Annotated in this window: 14 protein-coding genes; 6 read left to right on the forward strand and 8 right to left on the reverse strand. The window is 62.7% G+C overall.

From position 1 onward, the window contains the following. Window positions 1-11: 11 nt before the first annotated feature. From GGR17_RS12925 to GGR17_RS12960, 8 genes are all read right to left on the reverse strand, one after another. Window positions 12-275 (reverse strand): hypothetical protein, encoded by a 264-nt coding sequence (locus GGR17_RS12925; protein WP_054539926.1) that lies wholly within the window; start codon window positions 273-275, stop codon window positions 12-14. Then, window positions 262-609, reverse strand: a complete 348-nt coding sequence (locus GGR17_RS12930; protein WP_157445616.1) for a hypothetical protein — start codon at window positions 607-609, stop codon at window positions 262-264. Before GGR17_RS12930 ends, GGR17_RS12925 begins: the two co-directional genes overlap by 14 nt. 107 nt (window positions 610-716) lie before the next feature. After that, the gene (locus GGR17_RS12935; protein ID WP_082386681.1) at window positions 717-2,162 is read right to left on the reverse strand and encodes an alpha,alpha-trehalose-phosphate synthase (UDP-forming); all 1,446 of its coding nucleotides are present in this window, start codon (window positions 2,160-2,162) and stop codon (window positions 717-719) included. A gap of 120 nt (window positions 2,163-2,282) precedes the next feature. Further along, entirely contained in the window at window positions 2,283-3,065 is a 783-nt protein-coding gene (otsB, locus tag GGR17_RS12940; RefSeq protein ID WP_054539928.1) for a trehalose-phosphatase, read from the reverse strand. Between the two features lie 107 nt (window positions 3,066-3,172). Then, window positions 3,173-3,598 (reverse strand): CBS domain-containing protein, encoded by a 426-nt coding sequence (locus GGR17_RS12945; protein ID WP_054539929.1) that lies wholly within the window; start codon window positions 3,596-3,598, stop codon window positions 3,173-3,175. A gap of 190 nt (window positions 3,599-3,788) precedes the next feature. Further along, a complete protein-coding gene (locus tag GGR17_RS12950; protein ID WP_054539930.1) occupies window positions 3,789-4,418 on the reverse strand; it encodes an EthD domain-containing protein in 630 nt (209 codons plus the stop codon). Window positions 4,419-4,441: 23 nt separating this feature from the next. Next, window positions 4,442-5,179, reverse strand: a complete 738-nt coding sequence (locus GGR17_RS12955; protein ID WP_054539931.1) for an SDR family NAD(P)-dependent oxidoreductase — start codon at window positions 5,177-5,179, stop codon at window positions 4,442-4,444. Further along, window positions 5,169-5,936, reverse strand: a complete 768-nt coding sequence (locus tag GGR17_RS12960; RefSeq protein ID WP_162231833.1) for an SDR family NAD(P)-dependent oxidoreductase — start codon at window positions 5,934-5,936, stop codon at window positions 5,169-5,171. The genes GGR17_RS12955 and GGR17_RS12960 overlap by 11 nt, the downstream gene beginning before the upstream one ends. 105 nt (window positions 5,937-6,041) lie before the next feature. Here GGR17_RS12960 and GGR17_RS12965 point away from each other — a divergent pair, with 105 nt between their 5' ends. From GGR17_RS12965 to GGR17_RS12990, 6 genes are all read left to right on the forward strand, one after another. Then, window positions 6,042-7,739: an FAD-dependent oxidoreductase gene (locus GGR17_RS12965; protein WP_162231834.1), complete on the forward strand. Its 1,698-nt coding sequence runs from the start codon at window positions 6,042-6,044 to the stop codon at window positions 7,737-7,739. 13 nt (window positions 7,740-7,752) lie between these two features. Then, window positions 7,753-8,043, forward strand: a complete 291-nt coding sequence (locus GGR17_RS12970) for a YciI family protein (RefSeq protein WP_054539934.1) — start codon at window positions 7,753-7,755, stop codon at window positions 8,041-8,043. A gap of 105 nt (window positions 8,044-8,148) precedes the next feature. Then, window positions 8,149-9,201, forward strand: coding sequence for a branched-chain amino acid ABC transporter permease (locus GGR17_RS12975; protein ID WP_054539935.1), 1,053 nt, complete (start codon window positions 8,149-8,151; stop codon window positions 9,199-9,201). Next, window positions 9,198-11,015, forward strand: coding sequence for a branched-chain amino acid ABC transporter ATP-binding protein/permease (locus GGR17_RS12980; protein WP_054539936.1), 1,818 nt, complete (start codon window positions 9,198-9,200; stop codon window positions 11,013-11,015). The genes GGR17_RS12975 and GGR17_RS12980 overlap by 4 nt, the downstream gene beginning before the upstream one ends. Then, window positions 11,015-11,749, forward strand: a complete 735-nt coding sequence (locus GGR17_RS12985; RefSeq protein ID WP_157445618.1) for an ABC transporter ATP-binding protein — start codon at window positions 11,015-11,017, stop codon at window positions 11,747-11,749. The genes GGR17_RS12980 and GGR17_RS12985 overlap by 1 nt, the downstream gene beginning before the upstream one ends. A 110-nt stretch (window positions 11,750-11,859) precedes the next feature. Continuing rightward, on the forward strand, window positions 11,860-13,002 hold the full coding sequence (locus GGR17_RS12990) for an ABC transporter substrate-binding protein (RefSeq protein ID WP_162231835.1): 1,143 nt from the start codon (window positions 11,860-11,862) through the stop codon (window positions 13,000-13,002). Window positions 13,003-13,022 lie beyond the last annotated feature (20 nt).

A 13,022-nucleotide genomic window follows, 5' to 3' on the forward strand; every position in this document is an offset into this window, starting at 1 on the left:
AGCCGCGAGCATCATCCGTTGTCAGAAGACCGCAGGCGGACGAGGGCGGCGATTTCCCGGAATTCATCGGCGATGCTCAGGGGTAACGCTTCGGTACCGGTGGGCACCGCGCCGGGATCTTCCTGCCCGTCATGCACGATCTCGCGTTCGGAGATCCAGCGCAGATGACCGGCCCGCACGGCGGGATCCATGCCGGTCAGCAGGTGCGCCAAAAGGCGGCGATGCGAGATGAGCCGGCCTTCCAGTTCAGTCAGCCTGTCCTCAGCCTCGCGCATGGGTCTCTCCCCCGCCGGGCGAAAGCCGCCGGCTGCTGAATGGCAACCGCTCGGGCGGCAATTCCGGCGGAATGTCAGGCTCCTGCTCGGGCGGCGGGTCCGGCGGGAGGTCCGGCTCCTGCTCGGGTGGCAGTTCGGGTGGCAGGTCCGGCTCCTGCTCGGGCAGTTCGTCGGGCCCCGGCGGCTCGTACTCGGGCAGGTCCGGCCGATCGGGCGCCTCGGGCGGCGGCATGATATCCGGCCCCGGGACCGGCGGGATTCCGGCCGGCGGGTGCTGGGGCGGTGCCCCGGCCTGCCGGAAAAGCCGGGGCGGATGCAGTGCTGTTGGAGGCATCTGGGAAAAGGTCATGCGAACTCCGAGTCTGTCTGCCCTACAAACACGCCAGGCCGGGAAGTGTTCCAGGCGGAGGAGCCCGCTTTCCGGCCGGCGGGCGGGGCAGCTCATTTCAACGGCTCGTCCACCCTGTCCGGCTTCTCGTCCGGCACCGCCCGATGGCGGCGATGCGACGACGAGAGGCGCGCGACCTGCGGGCTCAGCGTGGGCATACAGGTGCGCAGGGCAGCCAGGAACTGTGCGGCCCAGCGCGTGGCGTCGGTGCGCCTTACGACCTCCATGCAGGCGGCGTGGCGGGCCCGGCGCTCGTCCAACGGCATCTCGAGGGCCTGATGGATCGCCGCGGCCATCTCCTCTATGTCGTAGGGGTTGACCAGAAGCGCCTCGGTCATGTCTTCCGCCGCGCCGGCGAAACGCGAAAGGATCAGCACGCCCGGATCCTCCGGATCCTGGGCGGCGACGAATTCCTTGGCCACGAGGTTCATGCCATCGGCCAGTGACGTGACCGCACAGGCCCGCGCCATCCGGTGCAGCCGCGCCAGTACGGAACGGTCGATGCTGCGGTGAATATAGCGGATCGGGGTCCAGTCCAGCTCGGCGAATGCGCCGTTTAGGCGCCCGGCGATCTCTTCCAGTTCGCTGGTGATGTCCTGATAGGCCTGCACTCTTTCCCGCGTCGGCGGCGCGATCTGCACCAGGCAAGGTCGGGTGCCCTCGGGCCGGGTTTTGAGATAGCGGCCGAAGGCGCGGAAGCGGTTGGGGATGCCCTTGGAATAGTCGAGGCGGTCAACGCCGATGACGAAGCCGTCTGGGGCCTCGCGACCAAAGGGGTTGCGGCCCCCGACCCCGGCCAGTTCACGAAAATGGTCGACGTCGATGCCGATCGGGAAGGACCGGACCGAGGTGATGCGACCCTGCATCTTCACCGTGCCGTCGGGCATGAATTCGGCACGAGGATCGGCGCGGTACATTTCCAGGCACCGCGCGACATCGCCGCGCGTCTGCAAGCCCAGCAGATTGTAGTCCGCCAGCCAGTCGGCGAAATCCTCTGGCTGCGACAGCACGGACAGATCGCCCAGCGATGGAAAGGGAATGTGCAGAAAGAACCCGATCCTGTTGGCCAGACCCAGCGCCCGCAATTCGCTGGCCAGCGGGAAAAAGTGATAATCATGGACCCAGATCAGATCGTCGGGCCGCGCCACCTGCGCGATCAACTTCGCAACCCGGGCGTTTACCGCGCGATAGCGTTCCTCGTAGGTGGATGGCATCTCGACCAGATCAACCCGCCGATGACAAAGCGGCCAGAGCACCGAATTGGCGTAGCCCAGGTAATAATCCGAAATCTCTTCTTCACTGAGGCGAAAGGCCAGGCACCTGCAGCCCCCGCCGGAGACCTCTTCCATCTCTTCCAATCCGGTTCCCGGATCGGGATGGGCGCCGATCCACAGCCCCCCCGATGCGGAAAGGGCATCGCGGAGCGCGACGACGAGCCCGCCGGAGGAAGGGCTCCCTGTCGGAATCCGGTTGGAAACGGCGATGAGTCTCGGCGGCATTTGCTCCCCTTTCGCAGTGACCATGGAGTTCCACGGTCCCTGAACTGTCTAACCGGCGCGGAGGCGAGATGTTCCAGCGCCGGCACAGTCAGTCGTCGCGCCCGGGAAATGATTGGGCGGTCACCGCCGCTCAGGCTCTGCCTCCAGGCTTGCCGAAAGCCAGGACAGCGCGTCCTCCATCCGGGGCACCTGGAAGCGTGCCACGGTGCCGGCCTGCCCGATCCGCACCCCGAACCCGCCCAGTTCCTGGGCCGCGCGAAAGCCGTCCTCGTCGGTCGTGTCGTCGCCGACCATGATCGGGATGCGGTTCGCAAAGGGCGCCTCGGCAAGGAACCCGCGCAACGCGTGGCCCTTGTCCACACCGGCGAGCGCCGCCTCGCTGACCATGTTGCCATGCAGGACGCGCAGCTCTTGCGCCTCGGCCACCCGGGCGACGGCGGCCTGGCAGATCTCTGCGCGATCCGGCCTGTTGCGGTAATGCAGCGCCACGGCGCCCGGTTTGTGTTCCAGAAGCAGACCCTCGCTCCGCGCGAACGGCTTGAGCCCGGCGAAGGCCCTCTCCAGCGCTTCGGCGGGCGCGCCGTCTTCCGCCATCACCGACCGACCGTCCGGCAGAAGACGTTCCAGACCGTGAGACCCCGACAGCGCCAGCGGAAGCCCTTGCAGATGTCCCGCAAGGCTTTCGAGCGCGCGGCCCGACAGCACGGCGACGGCACCATCCGATGCGCGGATCACACGCAGGAGCAGCTGCCGCGTCGAGTCGGAAAGGCGCACATCCTGCGGCCGCTCGACGATGGGCACCAGCGTTCCGTCGAAATCCACAAACAGCGCGTGGTCCTTCCAGTCGGGAAAAGGCGGCAGGCGCCGAGCGACGTTGCCGGCGGGATCAGGGATGTCGGACATGATCGAAACCTCGGGCGTTTCGCCCCCGTGTCAGGACGGCAAGGCAAGCCTTCCCGACAGGCAGAGCGGGGCGCGGCAGCGAGCCGCGCCCCGTTCCCGGCTCGCCATCAGTCATGCGAACCGGCCGGCTGGGCGATATCCTCAAGCGTGGTGCCTGCGGTCAGGGCATCCCGGCGCACCGCGATGTCGCCGACGGAGAGCACGCCCACGAGCCGTTTGCCTTCGTCGACCACTGGCACGCGGCGCACCTGCTGGTCACCCATGTTCCGCGCCACCGCCTCGATCTCGTCATTCTCGAAGCAATAGCGAACATCCTTGGTCATCGCGTCGCTGACCCTGGCGTCGGGGCCCTTGCCCGCGCCGATGCCGCGAATGGCGATGTCCCGGTCGGTCAGCATTCCAACAAGCCGGTCGTCCTGGCCCACTGGCAGAAATCCGGCGTCGATTCGTTGCATGAGTTCCGCAGCCTCGCCGAGCGTCTGGTCGGGTGCGACCGTGATCGGGTGCCGAGACATGATTTCCGATACTTTCATGGTTCGTCCTCCTCGGTTCGGGACCATTCTGGACCCGGTTGCCTTTAAACAGGCCGGTGGCGGTGATGTTCCCGCGCCCATGCGTATGGCCGAGGTCCCGGCACATCACCGCGACAGCTGATCATGTCTGCTCCGCAGGCCGCACCCGCCCCGTGAGAATGCTCCGCCTGACCCGTCCGCAGGGGCGCATTCACCCGCCCAGCAGGACCCTTTCGTCAACCAGATAGGCCACTGCATCCCCTTGCGGACCAACCAGATGCGCGACCGCAGCGGAAAGATCTGATCCGTCCCGCCAGATGTCCGGGTCCAGTCCCTGAAAATAGACGATCATTCGAGGCCGGATCGGATCGGCCGGAAGCGTCATGCGCGTCAGGTGAGCCTCGACGGGCTCGATCTCGATCCTCGCGCCCGACGGCAGAAACCTGCGCAAACTCCGCACCCCGGAAGAGTCGATCAGTCGGTCGTTACCAGCGCTGAGCAGGAGGACGGTCTTGTCCGGCATCGCAGAGTCCAGCGCCGCGGACGGGGTCGTGATCGCGCCGGTCCATTCCGAGAGAAACCGCTGTTCGTCGGCGGGCAGAAGGACAGCCCCGAGGTGGCTGGACTGCGCGAGCGCCAGTGCGGTATCGTTGGCATAGGTGATTTCGGCAATTCCGGCGTGCCGGCACCACCTGCCGGTCAGGCAAAATACATCCCGGATCACATGGTTCTGCACATAGCGCACCAGACCCGGCAGCCGCGTGGCCAATGCGGCGTGCACGGTCAGCCAATGATGGCTGAACGCCGCCCTGTCCATCGCCTGATGCTGCCTGAGCAGCACGGTGCGCTTCCTTTGAACCGTCGTCAATGAAAGGTCCGACCTCCGTCGACCGGCATGGCGATGCCGGTGACGTAGGAAGATGCAGAGGATGTCAGCCAGAGGATCGCCTGCGCAATCTCTTCAGCCGTTGCGGCGCGCTGCAGGGCGTAGTTCGCCACGATCTCCGGCCGGACCTTGTTGTTGTCATGCAAGACAGTGCGGGTCATCGGGGTGTCTACCATGCCGGGGCAGACGCAGTTGACGCGGATCTTCGGTGCCGCCTCGCGTGCGAGGCTTCGGCCGAGCGAAAGGACACCCCCCTTGGACGCCACGTAGGCTGCGGAGCCCGGTCCCGGCGGAACAAGCGCAACGCCCGACGCCAGCAAGACTATGCTGCCCGATTGCTGTTTCCTGAGCAGCGGAATGGCGTGCCGCGCCAGCAGATAGGTCCCGGTCAGGTTCACCGCGATCATCCGGTTCCACAAGGAAAGGTCGGTGTCGGAAATGGTTGAAGGATCAAATATACCGGCCGTATTCACAAGACCGTCCAGCCCGCCCATCACCTGCGCTGCGCGGCCCAGCGCCGACTGGACGGAAGATTCATCGGCGATATCCATCGCGATACGTTCGTCCTGTGCGCCGCCCGCGTCTTCCGGCGCCAGGTCCAGGATACAGGTGCGTGCCCCGGCGGCCCGCAGCAATGTCACCGTCGCGCGACCGATCCCCGAGGCGCCTCCGGCGACAACGACCTTGCGCCCTGTCATATCAAGCTCAACTGACATGAATATTCTCCGCTCCAGTGTCCCGTGGGTTGTTTCCGGCCAGCCAGCCGCCATCGACGACCAGCACATGGCCCGAAACAAAGGCGGCCTGATCAGAGGCGAGAAAGGCGACCGCATTCGCGATGTCGTTTGGCGTTCCCACGCGTGGGAACGGGGTCGTATCGACCATGATCCGCCGAAACTCCCGGTCATTCTGAATACGATCGGCTGTCATCGGCGTCTCGATCAAGCCCGGCGCCACGGCATTGGCGCGGATACCTCGCGGCCCGTAGTCGGTTGCCAGTTGCCGCGTCAGGCCCACGATGGCGGCTTTTGACATGGCATAGGGCCCGGAGCCGACGCTACTGCGCAAACCGAAGATGGATGCAATGTTGATGATGTTTCCGCCTGCGCCGAATGCATTCAGGGCGCTGCGGGCAAATCGGAATTGGGCGCGTACGTTGACCGCCAGGAACCGGTCAAGCATCTCGTCATCGACTTCGTGAACCGGCCTGGAATGCCCCACTCCTGCGTTGTTCACCAGCCCGTCAAGCCTTCCGAACCTTTCCATCGCAAGTGTCACGGCAGCGTCGGGAGCATCCGCTTCGGTAATGTCCTGACGGATCACCTCTACCCGATCCGGATATGTGTCGCGCAGGCTGTCGAGCGCGTCCGACAGCATATCGCTGGCCAGAATATTGTGGCCATCCTCCAGGAGCCGTTCGGCGATGGCACGCCCGATCCCTCGTGCTGCGCCAGTTACAAGTGTTGTCCGCATGATGATTTCCCCCTCTCCCCACTTGACATATTCTAGAATTTTACGCTTGTTAAGTCGAATTCTCATCGGACGCGCCAGTACACACCGATGAGCGGGGGGAATGACTTGAGACAGGAACTACATGAATTCGACGTCTGTGTGCTGGGCTCCGGAGCAGCCGGCCTGGCTGCAGCGTTTTCCGCAGCCCAGGGCGGATGCAAGGTGTTGGTGATCGAAAAGGCCCCGGTCTTCGGCGGCAGTACGGCGATTTCGGGCGGTGTCGTCTGGATTCCGTGCAATGCCGGAATGAAGGATGTCGGGATCGACGATTCACCGGATGCGGCACGCGCCTATCTGCGCAACGTACTCGGAAATCGGTACCGGGAAGATCTGGTGGACAGCTTCCTCGCACATGGGCCGGAAATGGTAAACTTCATGCACCGCCATTCCGAATTGCGCCTGGTGCCGCGCGCCCTGGCGCCGGACTACTACCCGGATCTGGAGGGCGCGGTTCTGGGCGGGCGAGCGATGGACCCACAAGTCTATGACGGCAGACGGCTTGGGAAATGGTTCCGCAAAGTGCGCTTCCCCCTGCGCGAATTCATGGTGTTCAACGGGCTTATGGTCGGCCGGGCCGAGATCGATCACCTGCTTGGCACGTTCCGCACACCGCAGGATTTCGCCAAATCTGTTGGGCTGATGGCCGGCTTCTTGCGGGACAGGCTGCGTTATGGGCGCGGGACGCGCGTGTTGATGGGCAATGCGCTTGTCGCGCAATTGATGAAGTCAGCGCTGGATGCCGGGGTCGAGTTCTGGAACGCGACCGAGACGCTAGAGATTCAGCGCCACGATGGCCGTGCCAATACCTTGAAGGTGCGCCGCAATCATCAGGAGGCAACCGTCCGCGCCAGAACTGGCATTGTTCTTGCAACCGGCGGCGCGGCTGCCAACGCGCAGATGATGGCGCCGGATCTGAAAACGCCCGATATGCATCTTACCATGGCCCCCAAGGAAAATACGGGAGAGATGATCCGCCTGGCCCTCAAACTGGGGGCGGTGCTGGACGATAATGTCGAGGACGGAGCGAACTACGCCCCGGTCTCTCAACATGTAACACCCCAGGGTCAGAAAATCCGCTTCCCCCACCTTTTTCTGGACCGCCCCAAACCGGGCCTGATCGCCGTGGGCCGGAACGGGCGCCGATTCACGAATGAGGCCTCATCCTATCACGCGTTCGTGCAGGGCATGCTGAACGCGCCAGATGCTGTGGCGCTGCCCGCTCATCTTGTGTGCGACGCCGCATTCCTGCGCCGCTACGGAATGGGACTGGTCCGCCCGGGCCTGCAAGCCCGGGCAAAATATATCGCGTCCGGCTATCTGAAAAAGGCTGACACTATCACGGATCTTGCCGCCCAGATCGGGGTTTCCCCCGCCGCGCTAGTGGATGAGGTCGAAAAACATAACCGATTTGCCGCAGCAGGCGAAGACCCGGATTTCGGCAAGGGCAGCAACGCCTATGACCGTGCCCAGGGGGACGCCGGACACAGGCCGAACCCGTGTCTCGGCCCGATCACAAAAGCACCGTTCTTCAGCATCACAGTCCATCCCGGTGATATTGGGCCGACGCGTGGACTGGTGACTGACGGCACCGCACATGTACTCGATCAGGACGGAGCTGTTATCCTGGGGCTTTATGCCTGTGGCAACGACATGAATTCCGTCATGGCCGGAACCTATCCGGCTGCCGGTATCACGCTCGGCCCGGCGTTGACTTTCGGATACCTCATCGGGCGGGACCTGGCCGGTCGTCTGACCGCAGTATAAGGGAGAACATCCAATGGCCTACATGATCATGACGCGGGACAAACCCGGAGCGGAGGAGATTCGCGCAGCGAACAGGGTTGCACATTATGCCTTCCTGCGCTCGCACCGAAATATCCTGATAGCTTCGGGCGGCTTGCAGGACGACAATGGGGAATTCAATGGCGGCCTGATTGTCATAGACGTGGACACGCGCGAAGAGGCCGAGGAGTTTCTGCGCGCTGACCCTTTTAGTGACGCCGGATTGTTTGGCGACGTTACGATTTCCCGTTGGAAGCAAGCCTTCCTGGACCGCGCCGAACGCTGAGGCACGGCAAATCTTGCCGCGCCCAATTGTGTGTTTACATGCTAGAATTTTAGTATAACTTATCCATCAGGGAAGCGCGCCACAGAGTGCGCGCAGGGAGGATCTATGGATTTCCAGATTGCGGCCATTCTATTTCAGGATGGCGTCTTGACGGGCGCAGTCTACACGATGCTGGCGCTCGGTTTCGTGCTCGTGTTCACGACAACCCGCATTATTTTTGCCTCTTATGGTGATCTGATCGCCTTTTCGGCCCTGACACTCCACGCGCTGCAAAAAGGAGCGCTGCCGGGGACGGTCTATCTATTGATGGTCCTGGCCGTTCTTGCGACTGTGCTTGAAGTGGTTTCTGCGCTGAAACAGGGCACGGCGCGGCGGATTCCGGGCATATTGGTCATCTGGCTGGTATTACCGATCCTGCCCGCCACGGCGGCTTTGATGGTTGGCGGGATGATCTTGCCAGCGTGGATCAGTCTTGTTTTGACAATTGCGCTTGTGGTGCCGATCGCGCCACTGCTCTATCGCATCATCTTTCAGCCGATCGAAACGGCATCAACCCTGACGCTGCTGATCGTGGCGGTGGTGCTGCACTATGCCATCGCCGGGCTGGCGCTGCTGTTCTTCGGACCCGAGGGCATTCGGACAGCGCCGCTGTTTCGCGGCACCTGGGATCTGCTCGGCTTTCAGATGCAGGCGCAGCTCGTGGTGGTGGTTGTCACCGCGATCATTCTTGCGACCGCGTTGGCAGTATTTTTCAGCAAGACGATGACAGGCAAGGCGCTGCGCGCGACGGCCTATAACCGGGACGGAGCCCGGCTGGTCGGGATTTCGACGCGTGCGTCAGGCAGTGTTGCCTTTGCTCTTGCGGGGATCATCGCTGCCATCGTTGGCATTCTGGTCAGTAGCAACATTACCGTCTACTACGATTCCGGCCTGATGATCGGCCTCAAGGGCTTTGTCGGGGCCGTCGTGGGTGGTTTCATCAGCTACCCCGTCGCAGCAGTCGGCTCTCTTGTTGTGGGCCTCGTTGAATCCTACGCCTCGTTCTTTTCCAGCGAATACAAGGAAGTCATCGTCTTTTTGTCGATCATCCCCGTGGTCCTGTTTCGGTGGCTCGGCGCACGGCATGAGCCGGAAGAAGAAGAGGAGGAAACCGCATGACAATCGCCGATCAGGAGCCCATAAAAATGGACGCACGCGCCTCAAGCTATATGGCAGTGACCGGAGTGGCCATCGCTGTTTTGCTGGCCCTGCCGCTCTTTCTGACTTCGTTCAATATCCTGCTGCTGAACATGGTGGGAATATTCGCGATGGCGACTCTGGGCCTGGTTCTGCTGACGGGTTCCGGCGGCGTCACCTCCTTTGCACAAGCCGCCTTCATGGGGCTCGGCGCCTATACGTCAGCCTATGTGACGCTCAGATTGGGCTTAAGTCCCTGGCTGGGCCTGGCGGCAGCGCTTGCGCTTGTGTTCGTTGTAACGATGGCGATCGGATATGTAACGCTACACCTCGGAGGCCACTACCTGCCGATCACGACGCTTGCGTGGGCCGTCGCCATCCACATGCTCTTCGGGACACTGGACGGGCTTGGCGCGCACAGCGGCATTGGCGGCCTGCCTCCGATTTCCATAGCAGGTGTGGCGATGGACCGGCCGGAACGGGCGTTCTACATGATATGGGTTACTCTGATCCTGTTTCTTTTCGCGGCGTCCAACCTGCTGCGTTCTCGCCAGGGCCGGGCGATTGCCGCACTAAGGGGCGGCTCTCTTCTGGCAGAAGCACTGGGGATCAGTGCCTTTCGCACGCGGATGATGCTGTTCGTGCTGGCAGGGGAACTGGCCTGTGTGGGGGGCTGGCTCTTCGCGCATACGCAGAATTTTATCTCTCCGTCTTCCTTTGACCTCACTAATGGATTGAACATTTTGCTGATGTCGGTCCTCGGCGGGGTCGGCAGCGTACTGGGCGCCCTGGTGGGAGCCGGCGCCGTCATGGTGGGGCGAAATCTGATTCAGGATGTGCTGCCGATGCTGGCGCTGGACGCGGGGTCTCTGGAGATCGTGGTCTTCGGGGCCATTTTCATCGTCCTCGTGCAATATTCTCCCAAAGGGCTCTCGCCGCTTCTGTCGCGCTGGCTGCCACCCCGCCCCGCTCCGGCTTTGCCCGATATAAAGCATGACGAAGTCCTCCGCTTCGGGCGGGCCAAAGAGCACAATGACGACGCGGTGATCCTGTCTGTTGATGGTCTGGAAAAGCGCTTCGGCGGCCTGGTGGCGGTTAAGGATCTGAGCTTTGACGTACACCGCGGAACCATTCATGCGCTGATCGGGCCGAACGGGGCGGGCAAAAGCACCACCTTTGACATGATCAGCGGCCTGCAATCGCCGACCAGCGGAACAGTTCAATTCAACGGCACCGTCGTCACACACACGCCGGCGCGCAACATGATCGCCAGGGGCATGGCGCGGACCTTTCAACATGTCCGGATCCGGCCGCAAATGACTTTGCTCGACAACGTGATGCAAGGTGCGCACTGGCGCCTGACGTCCGGGTTCTGGGCTGGCATCCTCCGCCTCGACCGTGCCGAGGAAGCGGCCTATCGCAAGACCGCATTGCTGGCGCTCAAGGCGGTCGGGCTTGCCGATCAGGCGCTGGTCGAGGCGGGCACGCTGTCGCTGGGCCAGCAGCGCCAGCTTGAAATCGCCCGGGCCCTGGCCGCCGACCCCGAGATCCTTCTTCTCGACGAACCGGCGGCAGGCCTGCGGACGGGTGAAAAGGCGGAACTGGCGGCGTTGCTGTCTCGGTTGCGCGAGGCGGGAATGACGATCCTGCTGGTGGAACACGACATGGATTTTGTCATGGGCCTTGTTGACCGGATCGTGGTGCTGGACTTCGGGCAGCATCTGGCCGAGGGGCTGCCCGACGAGATCCGGCAGAACAGCAAGGTTCAGGAAGCCTATCTCGGAGGACTTGACTGATGTCATTGCTTGAAATCAACGACGTCAGCGTGAACTACGGCGCGATCAGTGCGATCCGCAACGTCAGCTTCACCATGGAGGCCGGCCGGATCATCACGGTCATCGGCCCGAACGGCGCAGGTAAAACCACCTTGCTGAAATCCATTGCCGCCCTCCTGCCCTACAGCGGGTCGGTGGCGTTTCAGGGACGTTCGGTTGATCGACTCGACGTGCAGGCGCGTGTGCGCAGCGGCATGGTTCTGGTGCCCGAGTCCCGGGAATTGTTCACGCAGATGAGTGTGCAGGACAACCTCGACCTCGGAGCCTATGCCCGCCGTGACGGCGCCGCGAATATCAGGCGTGACCTCGATCAGGTCTACGATCTGTTTCCCCGCTTGCGCGAGCGGATGGGACAGGCGGCCGGAACGCTGTCGGGCGGAGAACGACAGATGCTGGCTCTGGGCCGTGCGCTGATGTCCGCGCCGCGGCTTTTGATGCTGGACGAACCCAGCCTTGGCCTGGCACCCATTGTCGTGCGCGAGATTTTCCGGATCATTGCGCGACTGCGTGAATTGGACGTCAGCGTCCTGCTGGTCGAACAGAATGCCCGGGCAGCACTTCAGACGGCAGACTATGGCTACGTACTTGAAACCGGCGAAATCGCAGGGTCGGGGCCATCGGCAGAGCTATTGGCCGATCCGATGCTGATCAACGCATATCTGGGCGGTAAAAAACCGACATCAGCAACAGCCTAACGAAAGGAAATCAAACAAAATCATTTATCTACAGAGCCTAAAATGTTAGTATATCTAATCGGAGCCGGAGTCGGGATTCTGGCAATCCGATTATGGGAGGAGGAAAAAACGTGAGACAATTCACTTTGGCTACAGCCACATTGGCCGCGGTGATGCTGGCTGGTCCGGTGCTGGCGGAAATCAAGGTCGGGGTCGTGCATTCGCTGTCCGGCCCGGCGGCGTCGCAGGGCATTCCACAGCGCAATGCGATCGAACTGGCGCTGCCGGACGAGATCGACGGCGAGAAGGTCACGGTCATCGTCCTGGACGACGCCACCGACCCGGCCGTCGCCGTGCGCAACACACAAAAACTGATCGATGGAGAGAACGTCGATGTGATCCTCGGGCCGACCGCGACGCCAAGCGCGATCGCCATGGCACAGGTCGCGACGGAAAAGAAAGTGCCGTTGTTTCCAGGTGCTCCGGTCAGCTTGGGGGATGATCGCGATTATTACCTTTTCAACGTCCCGCCCCCGCCGGTGAAATGGATCATTCCGACGGTTACCGACATGAAGAAGCGCGGCGTCAAGACGGTCGGCTTCCTGGGCTTTTCCGATGCCTGGGGCGATGTGACACTGGCCGCGCTGAAAGAACACGCCGCCGAAGGCGGGTATGAGGTCGTGGCCGAGGAGCGTTACGCGCGCGCCGACAGTTCGGTGACCGGGCAGGTATTGCGCCTGATTTCCGCCAATCCGGACGCCATTTTCCTGGGCGTTTCGGGGTCTGCGGGTGTGCTGGGCAATGTGGCAATCGTCGATCGCGGCTACGAAGGCCCGATATACAACTCCAACGGTGTCTTCAACGCGGACTTTCTGACGCTGGGCGGGGATGCTCTGGAAGGCCTGCACGGCAATATCGGCGCCATCGCCATTCCCGAAAGCCTTCCGGATGACGAGCCGCGAAAGTCTGTTACGCTGGATTTCATCCGGGCCTACAACGCCAAATATGGCGAAAACTCTGCCGATGCGATTTCCGGCTTCGGGTATGACGCGGGCCTGTTGCTGACCGATGCCTTGAAACTCGCGCTGCAGAAGGCTGAACCGGGCACGCAGGAGTTCCGCGAGGCCATCGTCACATCCATGCGTGCGCTGGATCGTGTTCCGGGAACGCATTCGATCTACACCTTCAAGGACCCGTCCTGGCCCTGGGGTGTCGGCGACGATGCTGCGTTCCTCGTGGAAGTGCGTGACGGGAAATGGGTTCTTTCCGAATAGGACCGAAAGAGCCGGGGGCC

Source organism: Actibacterium naphthalenivorans (genome assembly GCF_014196965.1).
GTDB lineage: Bacteria > Pseudomonadota > Alphaproteobacteria > Rhodobacterales > Rhodobacteraceae > Actibacterium_A > Actibacterium_A naphthalenivorans.